The 19,867-nt window shown below is 71.9% G+C and carries 21 protein-coding genes; 6 read left to right on the top strand and 15 right to left on the bottom strand.

Annotated features, from left to right (window positions below):
* On the top strand, window positions 1-444 hold a 444-nt coding region (locus C1I92_RS29485; RefSeq protein WP_199521717.1), incomplete at its 5' end, for a BBE domain-containing protein.
* A complete protein-coding gene (locus tag C1I92_RS29480; protein WP_199521716.1) occupies window positions 441-1,922 on the top strand; it encodes an MFS transporter in 1,482 nt (493 codons plus the stop codon). The genes C1I92_RS29485 and C1I92_RS29480, both read left to right, overlap by 4 nt.
* Window positions 1,923-1,934: 12 nt before the next feature.
* On the opposite strand, the gene C1I92_RS29475 is transcribed toward C1I92_RS29480, so the two are convergent.
* The 12 genes from C1I92_RS29475 to C1I92_RS29420 all read right to left on the bottom strand — a co-directional run bounded on the left by C1I92_RS29475 (window position 1,935) and on the right by C1I92_RS29420 (window position 14,379).
* The gene (locus tag C1I92_RS29475) at window positions 1,935-2,807 is read right to left on the bottom strand and encodes a hypothetical protein (protein ID WP_111258205.1); all 873 of its coding nucleotides are present in this window, start codon (window positions 2,805-2,807) and stop codon (window positions 1,935-1,937) included.
* An 81-nt stretch (window positions 2,808-2,888) separates the two neighbouring features.
* A complete protein-coding gene (locus tag C1I92_RS29470) occupies window positions 2,889-3,608 on the bottom strand; it encodes a GntR family transcriptional regulator (protein ID WP_111258204.1) in 720 nt (239 codons plus the stop codon).
* Window positions 3,609-3,614: 6 nt separating this feature from the next.
* Window positions 3,615-4,877, bottom strand: a complete 1,263-nt coding sequence (locus C1I92_RS29465; protein WP_111258210.1) for a dipeptidase — start codon at window positions 4,875-4,877, stop codon at window positions 3,615-3,617.
* 11 nt (window positions 4,878-4,888) lie between these two features.
* On the bottom strand, window positions 4,889-5,893 hold the full coding sequence (locus C1I92_RS29460) for an ABC transporter ATP-binding protein (protein ID WP_111258203.1): 1,005 nt from the start codon (window positions 5,891-5,893) through the stop codon (window positions 4,889-4,891).
* The gene (locus C1I92_RS29455) at window positions 5,880-6,908 is read right to left on the bottom strand and encodes an ABC transporter ATP-binding protein (RefSeq protein ID WP_199521714.1); all 1,029 of its coding nucleotides are present in this window, start codon (window positions 6,906-6,908) and stop codon (window positions 5,880-5,882) included. Before C1I92_RS29455 ends, C1I92_RS29460 begins: the two co-directional genes overlap by 14 nt.
* Window positions 6,901-7,758 (bottom strand): alpha/beta fold hydrolase, encoded by an 858-nt coding sequence (locus C1I92_RS29450; protein ID WP_111258202.1) that lies wholly within the window; start codon window positions 7,756-7,758, stop codon window positions 6,901-6,903. The genes C1I92_RS29455 and C1I92_RS29450 overlap by 8 nt, the downstream gene beginning before the upstream one ends.
* Window positions 7,755-8,930, bottom strand: a complete 1,176-nt coding sequence (locus tag C1I92_RS29445) for a M24 family metallopeptidase (protein ID WP_111258201.1) — start codon at window positions 8,928-8,930, stop codon at window positions 7,755-7,757. The genes C1I92_RS29450 and C1I92_RS29445 overlap by 4 nt, the downstream gene beginning before the upstream one ends.
* Before the next feature lie 3 nt (window positions 8,931-8,933).
* Window positions 8,934-9,821, bottom strand: coding sequence for an ABC transporter permease (locus tag C1I92_RS29440; protein WP_111258200.1), 888 nt, complete (start codon window positions 9,819-9,821; stop codon window positions 8,934-8,936).
* The gene (locus C1I92_RS29435; protein WP_111258199.1) at window positions 9,818-10,771 is read right to left on the bottom strand and encodes an ABC transporter permease; all 954 of its coding nucleotides are present in this window, start codon (window positions 10,769-10,771) and stop codon (window positions 9,818-9,820) included. Before C1I92_RS29435 ends, C1I92_RS29440 begins: the two co-directional genes overlap by 4 nt.
* Before the next feature lie 54 nt (window positions 10,772-10,825).
* Window positions 10,826-12,475, bottom strand: coding sequence for an ABC transporter substrate-binding protein (locus C1I92_RS29430; protein WP_199521713.1), 1,650 nt, complete (start codon window positions 12,473-12,475; stop codon window positions 10,826-10,828).
* Window positions 12,472-13,674 carry a dipeptidase gene (locus C1I92_RS29425; RefSeq protein WP_111258208.1) on the bottom strand — a complete coding sequence of 401 codons (1,203 nt, stop codon included), beginning with the start codon at window positions 13,672-13,674 and terminating at the stop codon, window positions 12,472-12,474. The genes C1I92_RS29430 and C1I92_RS29425 overlap by 4 nt, the downstream gene beginning before the upstream one ends.
* A gap of 237 nt (window positions 13,675-13,911) precedes the next feature.
* Window positions 13,912-14,379, bottom strand: coding sequence for a cupin domain-containing protein (locus C1I92_RS29420; protein WP_111258197.1), 468 nt, complete (start codon window positions 14,377-14,379; stop codon window positions 13,912-13,914).
* Window positions 14,380-14,407: 28 nt separating this feature from the next.
* Between C1I92_RS29420 and C1I92_RS29415 the strand changes: the two genes are divergently transcribed.
* The 4 genes from C1I92_RS29415 (at window position 14,408) to C1I92_RS29400 (ending at window position 17,207) form a co-directional block, all read left to right on the top strand.
* Entirely contained in the window at window positions 14,408-14,860 is a 453-nt protein-coding gene (locus C1I92_RS29415) for a MarR family winged helix-turn-helix transcriptional regulator (RefSeq protein WP_111258196.1), read from the top strand.
* Window positions 14,861-14,947: 87 nt separating this feature from the next.
* Window positions 14,948-15,394, top strand: a complete 447-nt coding sequence (locus tag C1I92_RS29410) for a hypothetical protein (RefSeq protein ID WP_111258195.1) — start codon at window positions 14,948-14,950, stop codon at window positions 15,392-15,394.
* 17 nt (window positions 15,395-15,411) lie between these two features.
* Window positions 15,412-16,125 carry a TetR/AcrR family transcriptional regulator C-terminal domain-containing protein gene (locus C1I92_RS29405; protein WP_233507427.1) on the top strand — a complete coding sequence of 238 codons (714 nt, stop codon included), beginning with the start codon at window positions 15,412-15,414 and terminating at the stop codon, window positions 16,123-16,125.
* Window positions 16,126-16,220: 95 nt separating this feature from the next.
* Entirely contained in the window at window positions 16,221-17,207 is a 987-nt protein-coding gene (locus C1I92_RS29400; RefSeq protein ID WP_111258194.1) for an NAD(P)-dependent alcohol dehydrogenase, read from the top strand.
* Here C1I92_RS29400 and C1I92_RS29395 read toward each other — a convergent pair.
* From C1I92_RS29395 to pdxR, 3 genes are all read right to left on the bottom strand, one after another.
* Complete coding sequence (locus C1I92_RS29395) at window positions 17,197-17,823, bottom strand: hypothetical protein (protein ID WP_111258193.1); 627 nt, start codon at window positions 17,821-17,823, stop codon at window positions 17,197-17,199. The genes C1I92_RS29400 and C1I92_RS29395 overlap by 11 nt on opposite strands.
* Window positions 17,820-18,311, bottom strand: coding sequence for a MarR family winged helix-turn-helix transcriptional regulator (locus tag C1I92_RS29390; protein WP_111258192.1), 492 nt, complete (start codon window positions 18,309-18,311; stop codon window positions 17,820-17,822). The genes C1I92_RS29395 and C1I92_RS29390 overlap by 4 nt, the downstream gene beginning before the upstream one ends.
* Before the next feature lie 290 nt (window positions 18,312-18,601).
* On the bottom strand, window positions 18,602-19,867 hold a 1,266-nt coding region (gene pdxR / locus C1I92_RS29385), incomplete at its 5' end, for a MocR-like pyridoxine biosynthesis transcription factor PdxR (protein WP_111258191.1).

The following is a 19,867-nucleotide window of genomic DNA, read 5'->3' as shown; positions in this document are numbered from 1 at the left end:
CCCCCGGCCCCGCCGACCGGCGTGCCCGTCCTGGCGAGGAACCGGCTGACGAGGGTGCTCAGCGACGAGCTGATCGACCTCTACCTGGCCGGCCTCGCCGCGGGCCCGCCCGTGGTCGGGCAGGTGCGCGCTCTGGGCGGCGCCGTCGCCCGCGTGGCCCGCGACGCGACCGCGTTCGCCCACCGCGACAGCGAGGCGTTCCTGTCGGCCGTCTCGCTGTCGCCGGCGCCGGAGGCGCGCACCGCGTTCGACGCCTACTGGGCCACGCTCGCCCCGCACACCGGCGGCGCCTACGGGAACCTGATGAGCTCGCTCGACCCCGCGGACCTGGCCGAGCTGTACCCGCCGGACACCCGCCGGCGGCTGGTCGAGGTCAAGCGGGCCTACGACCCGCGGAACCTGTTCCGGCAGAACTTCAACATCCCACCGGAGGCGACCCCATGACCGAGCCGAATCCGCGGCGGTGGCTGGTCCTCGCGGTCATCTGCGTCGCCCAGCTCATGGTGGTCCTCGACGCGACGGTGATGAACCTGGCGCTGCCGCCGGCGCAGCAGGACCTGGGCTTCTCCGATGCCGACCGGCAGTGGATCCTCACCGCCTACCTGCTGGCGTTCGGGAGCCTGCTGCTGTTCTGCGGCCGCCTCGCCGACCTGATCGGCCGGCGGGTGACGTTCCTGGTCGGTCTCGCCGGCTTCGCGGCGGCGTCGGCCGTCGGCGGCGCGGCGAACAGCTTCGAGCTGCTGGTCGCGGCGCGCACCGGCCAGGGGGTGTTCGCCGCGCTGCTGGCGCCGGCCGCCCTGTCGTTGCTGGCCACGACGTTCACCGATCCGGCGGAGCGGGGAAAGGCGTTCGGCGCCTTCGGGGCGGTCGCCGCGAGCGGCTCGGGCCTCGGACTGATCATCGGCGGCGCGCTGACGTCCGGCCTGTCCTGGCGCTGGTGCATGTACATCAACGTCGTCTTCGCCGTGGTCGCGATCGCCGGCGGGCTGCTGTACCTGGACCGGCCGGCCCGCACGCCCGGCGCACGGCTGGACGTCCCGGGTGTGCTCTCGGTGTCGGGCGGGATGTTCCTGCTGGTCTACGGGTTCTCCAACGCCGCGACCGACGGCTGGGGCACGCCCGGCACGTGGGGCTTCCTCGCCGCCGGTGGCGTGCTGCTGGCCGTCTTCGCGCTCTGGCAGACGCGGGCGGCACAGCCGCTGCTGCCGCCCCGGATCGTGCTCGACCGCACCCGCGGCGCCGCGAACGTCAGCCTGCTGGTGGTGGGCGCCGGCATCTTCGGCCTGTTCCTGTTCCTCATCTACTACCTGCAGACGACGCTCGGGTACTCGGCCATCAGGTCCGGCCTCGCGCTGCTGCCGATGGTGGTGGTCACCGCGGCGACGGCCAACTGGGGCAACATCGCCGTGATGCCGCGGTTCGGTCCGCGGCCGCTGGTCGCCGCCGGGCTGCTGCTCAGCGCCGCGGGCTCGGCGTGGTTGACCGGCATCGGCGTCGAGTCCAGCTACGTGACGGAACTACTCGGCCCGCTCGCCGTCGTGGGCGCCGGCATGGGCTTCATCTACGCCGCCGCGCTGCAGAGCGGCACCCACGGCGTCACGCACGAGGACGCCGGGGTCGCCTCGGCGACGCTGCAGATCGGACAGCAGCTCGGCGGCGCCGTCGGCACCGCGCTGTTCAACACGCTCGCGGCCAACGCGACGGCTGACTACCTGGCCGCTCACGCGGACGGGCCGCCGGCGCCGGAGCTGCTGCGGCTCGCCGCGGTCGACGGCTACACGACGGTGTTCTGGTGGTGCACCGGCCTGTTCGTCGCCGGCGCCGTCGTCTGCGGACTGCTGCAGCGACGGGGTCCGCTGCCCTCGTCCGAGCCGCCGGTCCCCGCGGCGCCGGCCGTCCAGGGCGAGCCGGCGCCGTCCTGACGGCCTCGCGGCCTACGGCGTGGCGGTGTCCTCGGCGGGCGCCGTCGCGTCGTCGGCCGGTTCGGTCGCGTCGTCGCCGGAGTCGTCGGAGCCGGAGGTGCCGGCCTCGACCGCGTCGACCTGCTCCTGGGTGTAGCCGCAGTAGTTGATCGCCTCGCGCTGCCAGTAGCTGACCAGGCGGGACTTGCCGGCGGCATGCGCGTCGGCGACGGTGCCCTCGTAGATGCGCCCGTCCTGCGACTCCCGGTTGACGTCCGGCACCTCCTCGCAGACGTGGAACACCGAGCCGGACCGGGTCCAGTAGACGAGGTTCTCGCCGGTCAGCTGCTCGACGATGTTGGTCTCTTCCGTGTACTGCTCCACCGAGGGCGAGTCGAGCTCGATGCCGAAGTAGACCGCGACGGCGGCGACGGCGACCGCGATACCGCCGGCGATGCCCTTCTGCTTGCCGTCCATGTTCTTGTTGGTGAAGATCAGCACGATCAGCGGCAGGAACGCGATGACGGTGATGATCGCGCCGAGCTGGTTCTGGACGAAGAACCGGGTCGGTTCGCTCCGGCGCGCCGGGTCCAGCCGGTTGGCCCGCTTCCACAGCAGCGACCCGCCGATGGCGAGCGCGCCGATGACGACGATCAGGGCGATCAGCAGGACCATGTTCACGGGGTCCTGCTGGAGCACCCAGAAGATCGCGAACGCCTCGCCGGCGATGGCCAGCAGCCACAGCCCGCCGGCGATCAGCCGGAACTTCGTGGCCTTGCCCTTCGCCTCCGGCGTCGGTGTCCAGGTGGGCTCGTCGGCGGCGTCCCCGCCCGACGAGCCGGCCGACGTCCGCGCGGTCGGCTCGACCCGGACGACATCCTTCTTCCTCCTGCTGCGTCCAGCCACGATGCTCCCCTCGGCGCGGTGATGGCGGCATGAGCATATTGGTCCGGGACGCCGTGCGCCTGCCGGAGCGGGAAAAGTCGTTCAGCGGGTGATGCGCATGCGGACCAGATCGGTGCGCTGCAGGGACACGCCGTGCGCCACCGGCTCGCCGCGGCGGGCGAAGGTCGTCTGCGTCGCCCGCAGCACCGGCGCGCCGTCGGCGAGGTCGAGCGCGCGGGCGTCGTCGCCGTGCACGCAGACCGCCTCCAGCTCCGTCGACGCGTGCATGGCGGCGCCGGGGGAGTGCCGGTTCAGCAGCTCGTAGAGCGATGTGTCGATGCGCAGCATCGGGTTGGGGTCGATCGGGCGGCCGAACAGCTGGGCCGGCACGATCTCGCTCATCAGCGCCGACGGCGCCCCGTCGACGGCGAACAGCCGGCGCACGTGCCAGGCCTTCGCGCCTGCCTCCAGCTGCAGCGCCGCGGCCGCCGGCGCCGGCGGCGGCACCAGGTCGCAGGACGCCTCCAGCAGAGTGACGACGCGGCCGCCGGCGCCGACCCGGTCGCGGTAGGACTCGACCGTCGACATGTTCAGCGACGCCACCTTCGACGGCGCGCTCACGAACGTGCCGGCGCCCCACTGCCGGGTGACGATGTCCTCGGCGGCCAGCACGACCAGCGCCTCGCGCACCGTCGTCCGGGACACCTCCAGGGTCTCGGCCAGCTCCTTCTCCGGCGGCAGCCGGTCACCGGGCGCGAACTCGGACGCGATGAGGTGCCGCAGCCGCAACAGGGCGCTCTGCGCCGCGGAGTCCCGCCTCATCGTTGCCTACCGCCCTCGTGCCGGGTCATCGGTGTCATCGGTGGAGCGCCACACCGCCTCCAGCACCCGCATGGTGTTGCCGCCGAGCACCTTCGCGATGTCGGCATCAGAGTAGCCGTGCCGCACCAGCCAGCCGGTGATGTTGTGGAAGCTTTCGCCCGGATTCTCCACCCCGGCGACGTAGTCGACCAGCGGGTGCTGGAGGCGGTTCTCGTCCTTGTGCGCGTAGTTGCCCGCGTAGGTCCGGTGCACCGCGACGTGGTCGCCGAACATGGTGTCCGGGCCGAACGTCACGTGGTCGATGCCGACGAGGTCGACGCAGTACTGGAAGTGGTCCATGAACGACTCCAGCGAGTGCTCCGGGTGCGCCTCGGACAGCGTCGTGTGCGGCGCGGCCTCGATGCCGATGATGCCGCCCCGCTCGGCGCAGGCCTTGATGACGTCGTCGGGCTTGAGCCGCGGGATCGGCCAGACGGCGCGGGCGCCGGCGTGGGTGATCATCACCGGGACCGACGACGTCTCGATGACGTCGAGGCCGGTGCGGTCGCCGCAGTGCGAGATGTCGATGGCCATGCCGAGCTTGTTCATCCGCTCGACGGCGCGCCGGCCGAAGTGCGTCAGCCCGGCGTCGGAGCGCTCGGATAGCCCGGAGCCCAGCAGGTTCGCCTGCGAGTAGGCGATGCCCAGCTGCCGCACGCCGAACCCGTACAGCATGTCGATGCGGTCCAGCTCGTTCTCGATCATCGTCGCGCACTCGAGCCCGGCGATCAGCGCGACCTTCCCGGCCGCCTTCGCGTCGCGGATCTCCTGCACGGTGGTGGCGTGCACGACGAAGTCCTGCTTGGCGAGGTCGGCCAGCCGGAAGCCGAGCGCGTAGATCATGTCGTCCCATTTCCAGCCGTGCTGGCTGGTGACGCAGGACGCGCCGGCCATGAAGTTGTCGACGACGGCGGTCAGACCGGAGTGGGCCAGCCCCTCGTAGCCGGTGCGCTGCCGGCCGGTGCGGTTGTAGCGGCGGATCTCGTCCGGGTCCTCCGGCAGCACGACGGCGTGCTCGTGCAGCGAGATCACGATGTTCTCGGCCAGCAGCCGGGCCACTCGGGCTCGCTCCTCGTCGCTGAGCCCGCCGTCGTAGGCGGGCACCCGGCCGATCTCGGCGGCCAGCCGGAAGTCCTGGTAGTCGACGCCGGCCTGCAGGTACGAGTACGCGCGGTAGCCGTCGTACGCGGGGGCGGGGGTCGTCTCGGTCACTGTGCTCCTCGTGGTCATGCGGTCGGGCGTCATGCGGTCGGTACGGGCAGCGGGTGGTGGCAGGCGAAGGCCTGCCGGTGCCGGTCGTCGCCGGCGAGCAGCGGCTCGACCATCGCGCACTCGTCGGTGGCCTTCCAGCACCGGGTGCGGAACCGGCAGCCGGACGGCGGGTCCACCGGGCTCGGCGGGTCGCCCTCGAGCAGCCGGCGGGTGCGCCGTCCGCGCAGCTGCGGGTCCGGCATCGGCACGGCGGACAGCAGCGCCGACGTGTACGGGTGCCGCGGGGTGTCGTAGACGTCGCGGCGCGATCCCAGCTCGGCCAGCTTGCCCAGGTACATCACACCGACCCGGTCGGAGGTGTGCCGCACGACGGACAGGTCGTGCGCGATGAACACGTAGGCCAGCCCGAGCTCGCGCTGCAGCCGCTGGAACAGGTTCACCACTTGCGCCTGGATCGACACGTCCAGCGCCGACACCGGCTCGTCGCAGACGATGACGTCGGGGGAGAGCGCGAGCGCCCGGGCGATGCCGATGCGCTGTCGCTGCCCGCCGGAGAACTGGAACGGGTAGCGATCCAGGTGGTCCGGGTCCAGGCCGACCAGCTCGACCAGCTCGGCGATCCGGGCCGGCTGCTGCTTGCGGGGCAGCAGATCGCGGTGGATCTCGAACGGCTGGCGCAGCAGCTCTCGGACGGTGCGCCGCGGGTTCAGCGACGTGTACGGGTCCTGCAGCACGATCTGCACGCGACGGCGCAGCTCGCGGGCCTGGCGGCCGCGGACGGCGTGCACGTCGGTGCCGCGGAACCGGACCACGCCGGACGTCGGCGTCTCCAGCCCGACGATCATCCGCGCCAGCGTGGACTTCCCGCAGCCGGACTCGCCGACGATGCCGAGCGTCTCGCCGGCGCTCAGCTCGAAGCTGACGCCGTCGACGGCGCGGACGGCCGGCGCCGGGCGGCCCGGCAGCACCGCGCGGCGGCCGGCGAAGTGCCGGGTCAGGTTCTCGACCGAGAGCACCGGCTCAGACGCGGCCATGGAGCACCTCCTCATGACGGTGGCAGGCGCTGGCCCGGCCGGCCGGGCGCAGCTCGATCAGCTCCGGGCGGGAGGTGCGGCACCGGTCGATCGCGACGTCGCAGCGGTTCGCGAACGCGCACCCGGCCACCCGGCTGAGCACGGTCGGCGGCGAGCCCGGGATCGCCCACAGCGCCTCGTCCTCGCGGTCCAGCCGCGGGATCGAGTGCAGCAGCCCGCGGGTGTAGGGGTGCGCGGGCCGGGCGAACACGTCGTCGACCCGGCCGCGCTCGACCACCCGGCCGGCGTACATGACCGCCAGCGTGTCCGCCGTCTCCGCGACGACGCCGAGGTCGTGGGTGATGAGGATCATCCCCATGCCGGTCTCGTCCTGCAGGTCCAGCAGCAGGTCCATGATCTGCGCCTGGACGGTGACGTCGAGCGCCGTCGTCGGCTCGTCCGCGATCAGGACGGCAGGGTCCAGCGCCAGCGCCATCGCGATCATCGCGCGCTGGCGCATCCCGCCGGAGAACTGGTGCGGGTACTCCTTGGCCCGGCGCTTCGCCGCCGGGATCCGCACCCGCGCCATCAGGTCGACGGCGCGCGCGGCGGCCTCGCGCCGGCCCATGCCGCGCCGGGTGCGCAGCAGCTCGGCGATCTGCTCTCCGACGGAGAAGACCGGGTTGAGCGCGGACAGCGCGTCCTGGAAGACGATCGCGATCTGCTCGCCGCTGACCAGCCGCCGCTCCTCGGCCGACGCCTGGACCAGGTCGCGGCCGCCGAACAGCACCTGGCCGCCGGTGATCCGGCCGGGCGGGTCGATCAGGCCCATGACCGAGCGGGCGGTCACCGACTTGCCCGAGCCGGACTCGCCGAGCACCGCCAGCGTCCGCCCGGCGTACACGTCGAGGCTGACGTCCTGCACGACCGGCCGGACACCGTCGCGGGTGTCGAACTCCACGCACAGGTCGCGCACGCTCAGGACCGGCGCGCCCTCGGCGGGCCTGCGCGGCGGGGCGACCATCGTCTCAGCCATGCGGGGTGACTCCTACGTCGCGCAGGAAGCCGCGCACCGTCGCCTGGAACAGCTCCGGCTCCTCCAGCTGCGGCGAGTGGCCGGAGTGCTCGAACACGACCAGCCGGCCGCGCTGGACCCGCTCGGCGATCACCTCCGACGCCGGCACCGGCGTGCGCCAGTCGTGCCGGCCCACGGTCACGAGGACGGGGCAGGCGATCTCGTGCAGCCGGCCGGTGAGGTCGTACCGCGGCATGTTCACGCCGAACGCCGCGTTGTGCGTCGCGTAGTGGTACTGGGTGTTCGCCGCCTTCCGCTCCACCGCCGCGGGGTCGTACTTGTGGTCGTAGAGCGGCAGGATGGCCCGCCAGTACCGTTCGAACTCGGCGTTGTCGGCGAAGTTCCCGGTGCCGATCCGTTCGATCGCCCACGGGTCGATCGGCACGACGTCGAAGTCGCGGGCCCGCTCGACCGCGAGATGGTCGTGCGAGGTGTCCGCGGCGGTGTCGCGCAGCACCAGCGCCCGGACCCGGTCCGGGTGAGCCAGCGTGTACTCCATCGCGAGGAAGCCGCCGTAGGAGCCGCCGGCCATGACGATGTCGCCGAGGTCGAGCCGGCGGCGGATCTCCTCGATGTCGGCCACCCACTGCTCGTGGCTGAACGGGCCGTCGTCGGAGGACGAGCCGGAGCCGCGCGCGTCGAACGTCACGATCCGGTAGGCGTCGGCGAACGGGCCGAACGAGCGCAGTGGCTCCGCGCGCGAGCCCAGGCCGGGCGCGCCGTGGTGGACGACGACCGCCGGCGCGTCCTTCGGCCCGAGCTCCTCGATGACGAGGCTCGCGCCGTTGATGGTCTCGGTGTAGGTCGTCATGCCGCGATCACGTTCTCCTCGAGGCCGCGCGGGTAGGTGGTGAGCCGCTCCGGGCCGTCGGCGGTGACGAGCACCGTGTCGGAGATCCGGTAGCCGCCGTGGCCGGGGACGTAGACGCCCGGCTCGCTGGACAGCACCATGCCGGGCGCCAGCGGCGTCGGATCGCCGTCCTCCACCCACGGCGCCTCGTGGTTCTGCACGCCGATGCCGTGGCCCTGACGGTGCCGCAGGTACTCGCCCATCCCGGCGTCGCGGATGACGCCGAGGCACTCGGCGTTGACGTCGGCGCAGGTCCGGCCCACGCGCATGGCCTCGGTGCCGACGTGCTGCGCGGTGCGGGCGACCTCGAAGTAGCGGCGCTGGTCCGCGCTCGGCTCGCCGACGACGAACGTCCGCTCGCTCTCGACGAACCGGCTCAGCACGGCCGCGCCGAGGGACAGGATCAGCGTGTCGCCGCGCTGGACCCGGCGGCTGCTGGGCAGGCCGTGCGGGTTGGCCGCGTTCGGCCCGGCGTAGACCAGGCCGCCGGCCAGCTTCGTCGTGAACACGACCCGGTCGTAGCGCTGGTAGACCAGGTCGGTGCCGTGGCCGATGACGTGCCGGGCGATCTCGCCCTCGCGCGGTAGCTCGCCGCCGGCGGCGATGGCGTCCTCGATGTACGCCCGTCCTGCCGCCAGCATCGAGTCGCAGATGCCGGCGGCCTGCCGGTGCAGCTCCAGCTCCTCCGGCGCCTTGGTCAGCCGCAGCGTCGCGACGACGTCCGACGTCGCCCAGGTGGCGTCCGGCAGCACCGCGCGCAGCCGGTCGAACGTCCCGACCGAGATCGACGACGTGTAGGCGATCCGGGCGGCGCCGAGGCCGCGGCGGCGCAGCAGGCCGGCCAGGTGCTCCTCCGGGCTGGTGACGCCCGGGTACTCGAAGTAGGTCTCGACGAGGGCGTGGCTGTGCTGCTGCTCGGCGTACTCCCGGTCCAGCTCCGGCACCAGCAGGAACCGGTCGTGGTCGGCGCCGATCCACAGGTAGACCGGCCGCTCGGTGACCGCGTAGCAGAACCCCACCAGGTAGGCGACGTCGGCGGGATGCGTGACCAGCAGGCCGTCGTGGCCGCCGGCGCCGAGCCGCTCGACCACGCGGTCGAGGGCGCCGAGGTAGAACGAGTCGGGCAGGTACACGGGTCACACTCCTCGGGTGCGCGGGTCGCGCGAGTCGTTGTAGCGGATGCCGGCGATGGTCGCGGCCAGCACCAGCAGCAGGATCGCCAGCGACGGGAACAGCGTCTGCCACCATGCCGAGGCGATGGTCCCGGAGCGCTGCGCGTTGAGCAGGATGCGGCCCCACGACCACGACGACGGGTCGCCCATGCCGAGGAACGACAGGCCGGCCTCGGCGATCACCGCGCGGGCGGCCGTCAGCAGCACGTTCACCACGACCAGCGGCATCACCGCGGGCAGGATCTCGCGGGAGATGATCCGCGACGCGCCGGCGCCGAGCACCCGGGCGCCGTCGATGTACGGCATCGCGGCCACGACCAGCCCGTTGGCCCGGATCATCCGGGTCACCTCGGGCCAGGACAGCAGTCCGATGACGGTGATCAGCGTGACGACGCTCGGCCCGGCCAGCGCGGTCACCAGGATCATCAGCGGCAGCATCGGCAGCGACAGCATGACGTCGGTGGCGGTCGTGACCACCGGGTCCAGCCGCTTCACGTAGGCCGCGGCAAGTCCGAGCAGCGTGCCGATGCCGATCGCGATCAGCGACGCGACCGCGCCGACCAGCAGGCTGATCCGGGTGCCCCACACGACCTGGGCGAACACGTCCTGGCCGAGGTCGTCGGTGCCGAACCAATGTGCGCCCGACGGGGACTGCAGGATGTCGGTGCCCAGCCCGCTGGGCGAGTCCACGAACAGCGGGCCGAAGATCGCGACCAGCGCGAACAGGCCCAGCACGCCGACGGACAGCCAGCCCGACGGCGCTGAGAAGAAGCCACCGGAGCGGCGCCGCCGGGGCGTGGTCAGCGCCGCGGCCTGCGGGTCGGTGACGAGGGACTGCGGCTCGGTGCTCATGTGCGGATCCTCGGGTTGAGAGCCATCGAGAGCAGGTCGGTGAGCAGGTTGGCCAGCACGACGGTCACCGCCAGGATGACGAAGGCGCCCTGCAGCACCGGGAAGTCCAGCTGCTGCACCGACTCGAAGATCAGCCGGCCGACGCCCGGGTAGGCGAACACGGTCTCCGTCAGCACGGCGCCGCCGATCAGCGTGCCGAGCTGCAGGCCCATCAGCATCAGCGCCGGCAGGACCGCGTTGCGCAGCGCGTGCCGCCACACCACCCGCCGCGGGGTCAGCCCGCGGGAGCGGGCGCTGGTGATGTAGTCCTCGCCCAGCACCTCGGCCATGTTGGTCCGCAGCGTCAGCGCGTACGGGCCGAGCTGCACCAGCACCAGCGAGAACAGCGGCAGCGCCAGGTGATGCAGCAGCGAACCGTACGCCGCCAGCCCCCGGGTGTCCGGGTCGATCGCCTGCCCGATCGGGAACCAGCCGAGGTTCGACCCGAACACCACCAGCAGCAGGATCGCGACGCTGGGGATGAACAGCGCGTTCGACGTGATGCCGAAGAACTGCACGGCCCGGTCGACCGGGCCGCCCCGGCCGACCGCGGCGTACACACCGAGCGGGATCCCGATCAGCAGCGTCAGCACGAACGCCGAGCCGGCCAGCAGCAGCGTCCACGGCAGCCGGTCCAGCAGCAGCTCGGTCACCGGGACCAGCTGACGGAACGAGACGCCGAGGTTGCCCTGGACCAGCTGGCCCAGGTAGAGCCCGTACTGCTGGAGGATCGGCTTGTCCAGGCCGTACTGACTCCGGAGCGCGTCCTGCATCTTCGGAGTCATGTCGCCCTCCACCACCAGGAGGGTGGGGTCCGCCGGCAGCAGCCGCAGCAGGAAGAACGTCACCGTCACGGCGATCCAGATGGTCAGGATCGCGCGGAACAGCCGACTCGCGGCATACCTCAACACGGTGTGCTACCCACCCTCCCGATGAATGACCATGACACTGATTGGGGACGGTGGTCAGTCGACCGTCGTGACCTGCGACAGCGAGTAGCCGGTGACCATGCCGAGCAGGTCCGACGGCGACGGGTCGAAGCCGGTGAACCGGTCGCCGCGGTACGCGAAGCGGAAGTTCTCCACGTACAGCGGGGTCAGCAGCGCCTGGTCGTGCACGTAGGCGTCGATGCCCTTGATCTTCTCCACGAACTGGGCCGGGTCCGCCGTCACGGCGGCGTCGTTGACCAGCGCGTCCAGCTCCGGGTCGGCGACCAGGTTGTAGTTGATCCCGCCCGGGTTGGACGACAGGTAGGTGCTGCGCAGCTGGTCCATCGGGTTGTCGAAGACGCCCCACTGCGACAGGTCGATGTCGTACTCGCCGCCGCGGGTCCGGCTCAGGAACGTGTTGCGCTCGATGCAGGCCAGCTCGATCTGGATGCCCGCCTCGGCGGCGCTGTCGCGGACCACCTCGCCCACCCGGGTGAGGTTGGCGTTGGACTGGTCGCAGACCATCTCGAAGGACAGGTCGTCGAACATGCCGTCGCCGTTGCCGTCGGTGTAGCCCGCGCCCTCCAGCAGGGTGCGCGCGCCGGCCGGGTCGAACGGGTACGGCTCCAGGCTCGTGTTGTCGTACTCGGCGAAGATCGGCGAGATCGGGCCGACCATCTGCTGGCCGTCGCCCTGCAGGATCGTCTCGATGATCGACTCGGTGTCGACGACCATCGACAGCGCCTGCCGCACGGTCTGGTCGGCCAGCACCGGGTTCTGCACGTTGTAGGTCAGGTGCGCGAAGCCGAGCGAGTCGACCGTCTCGATCTCGATGGCGTCCTCGCCCTCCAGCGAGGCGACGGCCGAGATCGGCACCGGCGTGCCCATCAGGTCGATGTCGCCGTTGCGCAGCGCCAGGATCATCGTGTTGACGTCGGGGTAGACGACGTACTCGACGGTCTCGACGGCGGCGCCGCCCTCCGGGGCGTACGGGTAGTTCTCGTTCGCCTTCAGCGTGTACCGCTGGCCCTTGGTGGCCGACTCCAGCACGTACGCGCCCGCGCCGACCCAGTCGCCGTCGTTGGCGAACTGCGACAGGTCGCCGGCCTGGCTGAAGATGTGCTCGGGCACGATCCGCATCCAGAACCCGACGCCCTCGGCGAACGGGGCGTACGGCTCGCTCAGCGAGAACGCGACGGTCTGGTCGTCGCGGACCTCGATGCCGGTGACCCAGGTGAGCTTCGCCGCGACGTTGCCCAGCTGGTAGTCCATGATCGCCTGCGCGGTGAACGCGACGTCGTTCGCCGTCACCGGCGTGCCGTCGGTCCACTCGAAGTCGTCGCGCAGGTGGAACACGACGGTGCGGCCGTCGTCCTCGGTGGTGTACTCCTCGGCCAGCTCCGGCACCTTCTGCGCGTTCTCGTCGATGCGCAGCAGCGTCGGGTAGGTGGCGTTGAGGATCCAACTGTCGGTCTTCGAGAGCGACTGCAGCGGGTTGAAGTTCTCCATGTCCGTCGTCGTGCCGATGCGCAGCGTGGCGCCGCCGGCCTGCTCGCCGGAGCCCTCGTTCGAGCCGCCGGCGGAGTCGCCGCCGCCCTCGTTGAGCGAGCAGCCCGCCACCGTGACGAGTGCCGCGACGGCGAGTGCCGCGCCGGCCTTCCGGATGCGTCCGATCGTGCCCTTCACCAGACCTCCTTGAGTACGCGCAGGATGTTCAGACCGATGACCTTGCTGATGTCGCCGTCGGACCAGCCGTGCTTGACCAGCCAGCCGACGATGTTGGTGAAGTTCTCCGCCGGGTTCTCCACGCCGGCGACGTACGGGACCCGCGGATGGTCCACGTGCCCGTGCGCGCCGGCGATGCTGAGATGCCCGGTGAAGGAGTCGTGCAGCCCGACGTGGTCACCGAAGTTGGTGTCCGGGCCGAAGGCGACGTGGTCGATGCCGACCAGGTCGACGCAGTACTGGAAGTGGTCCATGACCGACTCCAGCGAGTGTTCGGGATGGGCCTCGGACAGCGTCGTGTGGGGCGCCGCCTCGATGCCGATCACGCCGCCGCGCTCGGCGCAGGCGACGATGACGTCGTCCGGCTTCATCCGGTTGGTGGGCCACACCGCCCGGGCGCCGGCGTGCGTGATGAACACCGGCACCGACGACCGCTCGATGACGTCGCGGCTGGTGCGGTCCGACGAGTGCGAGATGTCGATGGCGATGCCGAGCTTGTTCATCCGCTCGACCGCGCGACCGCCGAACAGCGTCAGCCCGCCGTCCTGCGGCTCGGCCAGCCCGGAGCCGAGCTGGTTGGCCATCGAGTAGGCGATGCCCATCTGGCGCACGCCGAGCCCGTAGAGGACGTCGAGGCGGTCCAGCTCGTTCTCGATCGCGGTCGCGGCCTCGAGCCCGGCGACCAGCGCGATGCGCCCGTCCGCCTTCGCCTTCTCCAGGTCGGCGACGCTGCGGGCGAGGACGACGTGGTCCTGCTGCGCGATGTCGGCGAAGCGCAGGCCGAGGTCGAAGACGACGTCGTTCCACTTCCAGCCGTGCTCCGACGTCACGGTGTTGGTGCCGTTCATGAAGTTGTCGAAGAACGCGGTCATGCCCGACCGGGCGATCCCCTCGAACCCGAACGCGTTGCGACCGGTGCCGTTGTACTCCTTCAGCAGCGACGGGTCGGTGGTGAGGATCTTCGGGTGCTCGTGCAGGGAGATGACGTGCTCACGGCCGAGGATCTCCGTCACCCGCCGCGTCTGCTCCTCGTCCAGCCCGAGGTCGTACGCCGGCACCCGGCCGATCTCCTGGGCGAGGTCGAAGACGCGGAAGTCGGTGTGCGGCTCGAGGTAGTCGAAACTTCGGTAGCCCCGGTAGCGCACGCCTGGTTTCTGCATCGGCTTCTCCAAGTGGTCCAACCTCTTTTGATGGCTCACCATAACGAGAGGTTGGACCTCTTGAGTTGCTCGGCCGCTTCTGATGCGACCTCGCCGACGCGTTTCCTGGATGACCGATGTCGGGTTGACCTGCGGGTTCTATCGTTTTTCGGCATGATCGACACGCTGAGTCACGTGCCGAATCGTTACGAGATGGAAACGTGGGCTCAGAATTCGGGCACTTCTCGGAGTTGTCGATCAGTACGGCCCGAGCAGCTCGATGCCGTGGCGCTGGGCCACCTCGAGCACGTCCTCCATGACGGGCTCGCCGCCGGCGGCCAGCGCCGCGGCAGCGCGGGCGAACCCCTCCATCACCTCGCCGGGGGAGTGCACGCCGAACGCCACCGCGTCGGCGTCGGTCTCGTTGCGGATCGTGTGCGGTGTGTTCCCGGGCAGCGGCACGACGTCGCCCGGTCCGGCGACCACGCGGCGCACTGCGCCATCGTCGCCGTCGCCGACGTAGAAGGTGAGTTCGCCCTCGAGGACGCGGTAGACCTCGTCCGGCGCGTGCCGATGGAGGACCGGCGGGCCGCCGCCTGGCGGCATCCGCAGCTCGACGGCGAAGATCCCGCCGCCGGTTCCGCGGGTCGACGCGAGCACGGTGAGTTCGTCGGTGCCGAGGGTCAGGCGCTCGGCTTCGCTACGATCGACAGGTAACTTGTCCATATCTCGAAAGTAGACAGGAGGCTTGTCTATGTCAACCCAGCGGCCGGTCACCGGCGGCCGGGAGCGGCCGGTGAACGTCGTCGTGCTGCTGCGCGAGGCCTTCACCGCGCTCAACGACCGGGCCCTCCGGGCGTTGGCCGAACGTGGTCACGGCGACGTGCGGGCCGCGCACGGCGCGATCTTCCAGCATCTCGACGACACCGGCACGACGGTGAGCCGACTGGCCGAACGCGCCCAGATCACCAAGCAGGCCGCCGCGGAGCTCGTCCAGTACCTCGAGGCGCACGGCTACGTGGTGCGCGAGCCGGACCCGTCTGACCGGCGGGCCAAGCTCGTGCTGCCGACGGCCAAGGGCCGCGAGGTGGTGGCGATCGCGCAGAGCGTGGTGCCGGAGATCCACGCGCTGCTGGCGCGCGACCTGGGCGTCGCCCGGCTGGCGCAGCTGCGCGCCGACCTGCGCCGGATCATCGACCTCGCCTGAAGCGCGTGCCGCCGCCGGCGCAGACCGCGCGGTGACGCCGGGCAACGGTCACCTGGCGTTCGCCGGGCGCGGCTACGCTGCGGCTCCATGGAGTCCGAGGAGAGCCTGCGCCCGGCGCCCGACGCGGCGCTGCTGGCCGGCGCGCTGATCGCCGTCGCCGGGTACCTGCTGCCGTGGTTCAACCAGGAGGGCTACGCCTGGTCGTACTCCGGGTGGTCGTACGCGAGCCTCAGCACCGGCGGCGGCTGGACGCTGCTGACCCTGGGCTTCCTCGCGGTCGCCGTCGTGGCGAGTCTGTGGGCCGGACGCAGCGTGGCCGCGGCGATGTGGGCGCTCGGCGCGACGGTCGGAGCGGGCTTCTTCGCGCTGGTCGTCGTCGCGGCGAGCTTCTCGAACATCGAGGAGCAGGGGTCGACCAACTACCTGTCGAGTCTGCCGTTCAACGCCGGGCTGCCACTGCTCGCGGCCGGCCTCGGGCTCGCGCTGGCCGGCGGCTGCCGCGCGATCGTCGCCGGGGTGCTGCGCCGGGGATGAGCCCCTGATTTTGTACGATGCCAGCCGAGGTGATGCACGTGGCGGCCGACGCCGAGGCGGGACCGGTCCGGGCCCCGCTGAGCCGCGACCGGGTGCTGCGGGCCGCCATCGGCATCGCCGACGACGGCGGCCTCGCGGGCCTGACCATGCGGCGGCTGGCCGAGGTGCTCGGCGCCGAGGCCATGTCGCTCTACTACCACGTCGCCAACAAGGACGAGGTCCTCGACGGCATCGCCGACGTCGTCGCGCGCGAGATCAACGAGGTGGTCGACGCGCTGGAGGTGCCGTCGGCAGGGGCGCAGTGGAAGAACGCCGTCCGCCGCCGCATCCTCGCCGCCCGGCAGGTGCTGCTGCGCCACCCCTGGGCGCCGGCCGTCTTCGAGACCCGCACGGCCATGAGCCCGGAGATCCTCGTCTACCACGACCGCCTGCTCGGCCTGATGCGCGACGGCGGGTTCTCCTACGACCTCGCCCACCACGCGCTGCACGCGCTGGGCAGCCGGGCGCTCGGGTTCAGCCCGGAGCTGTTCGACCCCGGCGACGGCTCCACCGGCGACGTGCCGGCCGAGTTCGCCGACCGGCTGCCGCACCTGGTGGGCATGCTGTCGGAGATCGCGCACGACGACCCCGGCTCGACGCTGGGCTGGTGCGACGACCAGACGGAGTTCGAGTTCGGCCTCGACCTCCTGCTCGACGGCCTCGACCGGCTGCGCGAGCGCTCCTCGTCCTGACGGCCGCCAGGTCTTTACAGTCAAGGCCGCGCGGGCTACCTTACGTCGTAAGGCCAGTACCTTACAATGTAAGAGTCCCAGGTCAGGAGAGTTCGATGAAGGCGTTCGTCGTCCGTTCCTACGGTTCCCCCGACGACCTCGAGCTGACCGATGTCGCCACGCCGGTCCCGGGCGACGACGAGGTGCTGGTCCGGGTCCGTGCCACGTCGGTACAGCCCTACGACTGGCACCACCTGCGCGGCGAGCCGCGCGTCGCCCGGCTCATACCGGGCACGCTCGGGCTGCGCGGTCCGAAGCTGAGCATCCTCGGCGCCGACGTCGCGGGCGAGGTGGTGCGGGCCGGCGCGAACGTCACCGGCCTCGCGCCGGGCGACCGGGTGTTCGCGCTGGTCGCGGGCGGCGGCTTCGGCGAGTACGTGTGCGTCCCGGCCGCCGACGTGGCGCCGCTGCCGCGCACGCTCTCGTTCGAGCAGGCGGCCGCGGTCCCGCTCGCGGCCAGCACGGCGCTGATCGCGGTCCGCGACGACGGGCGCCTGCGGTCCGGCCAGCGGGTGCTCGTCATCGGGGCCTCGGGCGGCGTCGGCACGTTCGCCGTCCAGTTGGCGGTGGCGATGGGCGCCGAGGTCACCGGCGTGTGCAGCGGCCGCAACGCCGACCTCGTCCGCGGGCTCGGCGCCGCCGACGTCGTCGACCACACCACAACCGACGCCACCCGGAGCGGCCGTACGTTCGATCTCGTCGTCGACATCGCCGGCGGGCACTCGGCCCGGGCGATCCGGCGGGTGCTGACGCCCGACGGCGCGCTGGTCGTCGTGGGCGGGCCGGCCGGGCGGTGGCTGCAACCGGCCGGGCACGCGTTCGCGGCGCTGGCGCTCGGCCCGTTCGTGTCCCAGCGGATCGCCGTCACCGAGGTCGTCGGCAACCGGGACCGGCGGGCGAACCTGCTCACGCTGACGGAGTACCTCGACGACGGGCGGGTGGTCCCGGTGATCGACCGCGGCTACCCGTTCGCCGAGCTGCCGGCGGCGCTGCGGTACGCCGAAGAGGGGCACGCCCGTGGCAAGGTCGTCGTCACCCTCTGAGCCGCTGGCGGGCGAGGATGACCAGGCCCTTGGGGTCGTCGGCCCAGAAGCGCAGCTCGGTGAACGTGACCGGTCCGTCCAGCAGCTGCACCGTCACCGGGTCGAACAGCACGAGGTGCACGTTGACCTGGCCGGACACCGCGACGTGCAGGACGGCGCCGTCCTCGCCGTCGGCCACCTGGACCGTCTTCGACTCCGGCAGCGTGCGCTTCTGGATCCGGATCGCGTCGATGTCCTCCCAGCGCAGCGGGACGTCGACGACGGCGCCGTTGCGCACCCACAGCCCGGTCGGGCCGACGGCATGCGGGTGCACCCGCAGCGCGGCGGCATAGCCGAGCATCCAGATCAGCCCCCAGATGCCGATGATCAGCGCGATCGCCTGCGCGATCGGCCAGGGGAGGATGAAGTGGACGACGACGACCTCGATCACGGAGCCGCCGATGAACATCCAGATGACCAGCGAGACCGGCTCGAGGTAGCCGAACGGCGTGGCGCCGGCCTCGGGCACCCGCGGGCGCCGGGCCAGCCAGACGTAGAGGCTGCGCCACACGCCGGCCTCGTACGCCGACGCCTTCTGGAAGAGGGTCGCGCCGCCGGTCGTGCTCTTCTCGGTCATCCGGCCTCACTTCCGGGGTCGGGAGACGTGCGCGCGGTCTCGACCGAGACGCCGTGCGCCCGCAGCCGGGCCAGCACGTCGTCCAGCCCCTCCATCAGGCAGGCGAAGCGGTCGTCGGGCATGTCGGCGAAAAGGATGCGGGCGAACTCGTGCTGGTCGCGCTCCATCGCGGCGGTGACGGCCGCGCCGTGCTCGGTGAACGACACGAGCGTGGCCCGCCGGTCGGTCGGGTGCGGCTCGCGGGTGACGAAGCCGGTGGCCACCAGCGCGTCGACCAGCCCGGTGATGTTGCGGGGGCTGACCCGCAGCGCGTCGGCGAGCACCCGCTGCGTCGACGGGCCGCGCTGGTGCAGCTCCCAGAGCAGATGCGCGCGGGCGTCGGTGAGCCCCTGGGCGGCCAGGCTGGTGGTCATGTCGTCGCTGAGCACGACCACGAGCTCGAGGATCCGGCCGAGGGCCTCCGTGTGCTTGCGCGGGCTGTCGCTCATCGTGATGCACCTTCACTATGTCGGTGCTTCAAGAGTAGCGCACGGCCGCCGAATGGAGCGCACTGAATATGTGACAGAAGTCACGAAGAAGGAGGTTTATGCGCCCGCCGACAATGGTCCGGGCAAAGAAAGGGCCACCCTGCCAATTTGGGGGGCAAAACGGCAGGGTGGCTCGTGCAGCAACACTAACCCATGACCCCGCGCCTGCGCATCTGGATCCAGAAGATCGATCCCACGCGTCGCCGACCAGCGGATCTTCCCGCATGGGCGGCTGCAGCGGCCTATGCGCGTCAATTCTGGCGAAATGCCGCAAACGCCGCGTGCAATCGCGCGACACCGGCGATGATCGCGCGTTCGTTGAGCGCCGAATAGCCGAAGATCAATCCACCGCGGGCGGCCGGAGAAAGGCGGTACGGCGTCACGCCGTTCACCCGCACGCCGTGCTGGGCCGCCGCGGCCACGACCGCCGCCTCGTCGACCTCCTGGGGCAGCCAGGCGACCAGGTGCAGCCCGGCCGAGACGCCGACCGGCTCCAGCTCCGGCAGCCGCGCGGCCAGCTCGGACAGCAGCACGTCGCGGCGGCGCCGGTAGACCGGCCGCATCCGGCGCAGGTGCCGGTCCAGCTCGCCGTGTGCGAGGAAGTCGGCGAACGCCAGCTGGTCCAGCACCGGCGAGCCGCGGTCGGCCACCAGCTTCGCGGCGGCGACGTCGTCGACCCACGCGCGCGGCAGCACCAGCCAGCCCAGCCGCAGCCCGGGCGCCAGCGTCTTGCTGGCCGTGCCTGCGTACGCGACCAGGTCCGGCGCCAGGCCCTGCATCGCGCCGACCGGCGATCGGTCGTAGCGGTACTCGGCGTCGTAGTCGTCCTCGACGACCAGCGCGCCCCGCTCGGCGGCCCACCGCAGCACCTCGGCCCGGCGCCGCGCCGTCAGCACCCCGCCGGTCGGCCACTGGTGCGACGGCGTCAGGACCAGCGCGTCGGCGTCGACCGCGGCCAGCAGGTCGGCGCGCACGCCGTCGTCGTCGACCGGCACACCCACGACGTCCAGCCCGGCCGCCCGGGCCAGCGGCCGCAGGTCGTCGTCGGCCGACGGGTCCTCGACGGCGATCCGGCGGGCGCTGCGGGCGGCCAGCACCTGGACGATCAGCGCGATGCCCTGCGCGTAGCCGGTGCAGATCAGGACCGTGTCCGGCGTGGCGGCGGTGCCGCGGACCCGGTTGAGGTAGTCGGTCAGCGCCTCGCGCAGCTCGGGCGTCCCGCGGCCGGTGAGGTAGCCGAACCGCTCGTTCGGAGCCGCGGCGCACGCGCGCCGGATCGAGCGCAGCCACGCGGTGCGCGGGAAGTTCGAGACGTCGTAGCGGCCGTAGCCGAAGTCGGCCGCCGGCTCCGGCGCGACCGGACGCTCCGGCATCGCCGGCTGCTGGGCCGGCGTCGCGGCGACCTCGGTGTAGCCGCCGGACCGGCTGGTCAGGTAGCCCTCGGCGACGAGCTGCTGGTACGCCTCGACGACGACGCCACGGGACACGCCGAGCTCGGCGGCGAGGCGGCGGGTGGG

The organism is Jiangella anatolica (genome assembly GCF_003236295.1).
In the GTDB taxonomy this organism is placed as follows: domain Bacteria; phylum Actinomycetota; class Actinomycetes; order Jiangellales; family Jiangellaceae; genus Jiangella; species Jiangella anatolica.
The sequence above is the reverse complement of the archived record's forward strand: the minus strand, read 5'-3'. Positions and strand labels throughout refer to the sequence as shown.

Coding starts and splice junctions, on each gene's coding strand:
- C1I92_RS29480 (WP_199521716.1), top strand. CDS start 441: ATGACCGAGCCGAATCCGCGGCGGTGGCTGGTCCTCGCGGTCATCTGC.
- C1I92_RS29470 (WP_111258204.1), bottom strand. CDS start 3,608: ATGAGGCGGGACTCCGCGGCGCAGAGCGCCCTGTTGCGGCTGCGGCAC.
- C1I92_RS29465 (WP_111258210.1), bottom strand. CDS start 4,877: ATGACCACGAGGAGCACAGTGACCGAGACGACCCCCGCCCCCGCGTAC.
- C1I92_RS29460 (WP_111258203.1), bottom strand. CDS start 5,893: ATGGCCGCGTCTGAGCCGGTGCTCTCGGTCGAGAACCTGACCCGGCAC.
- C1I92_RS29455 (WP_199521714.1), bottom strand. CDS start 6,908: ATGGCTGAGACGATGGTCGCCCCGCCGCGCAGGCCCGCCGAGGGCGCG.
- C1I92_RS29450 (WP_111258202.1), bottom strand. CDS start 7,758: ATGACGACCTACACCGAGACCATCAACGGCGCGAGCCTCGTCATCGAG.
- C1I92_RS29440 (WP_111258200.1), bottom strand. CDS start 9,821: ATGAGCACCGAGCCGCAGTCCCTCGTCACCGACCCGCAGGCCGCGGCG.
- C1I92_RS29425 (WP_111258208.1), bottom strand. CDS start 13,674: ATGCAGAAACCAGGCGTGCGCTACCGGGGCTACCGAAGTTTCGACTAC.
- C1I92_RS29420 (WP_111258197.1), bottom strand. CDS start 14,379: ATGGACAAGTTACCTGTCGATCGTAGCGAAGCCGAGCGCCTGACCCTC.
- C1I92_RS29415 (WP_111258196.1), top strand. CDS start 14,408: ATGTCAACCCAGCGGCCGGTCACCGGCGGCCGGGAGCGGCCGGTGAAC.
- C1I92_RS29410 (WP_111258195.1), top strand. CDS start 14,948: ATGGAGTCCGAGGAGAGCCTGCGCCCGGCGCCCGACGCGGCGCTGCTG.
- C1I92_RS29405 (WP_233507427.1), top strand. CDS start 15,412: ATGCCAGCCGAGGTGATGCACGTGGCGGCCGACGCCGAGGCGGGACCG.
- C1I92_RS29400 (WP_111258194.1), top strand. CDS start 16,221: ATGAAGGCGTTCGTCGTCCGTTCCTACGGTTCCCCCGACGACCTCGAG.
- C1I92_RS29395 (WP_111258193.1), bottom strand. CDS start 17,823: ATGACCGAGAAGAGCACGACCGGCGGCGCGACCCTCTTCCAGAAGGCG.
- C1I92_RS29390 (WP_111258192.1), bottom strand. CDS start 18,311: ATGAGCGACAGCCCGCGCAAGCACACGGAGGCCCTCGGCCGGATCCTC.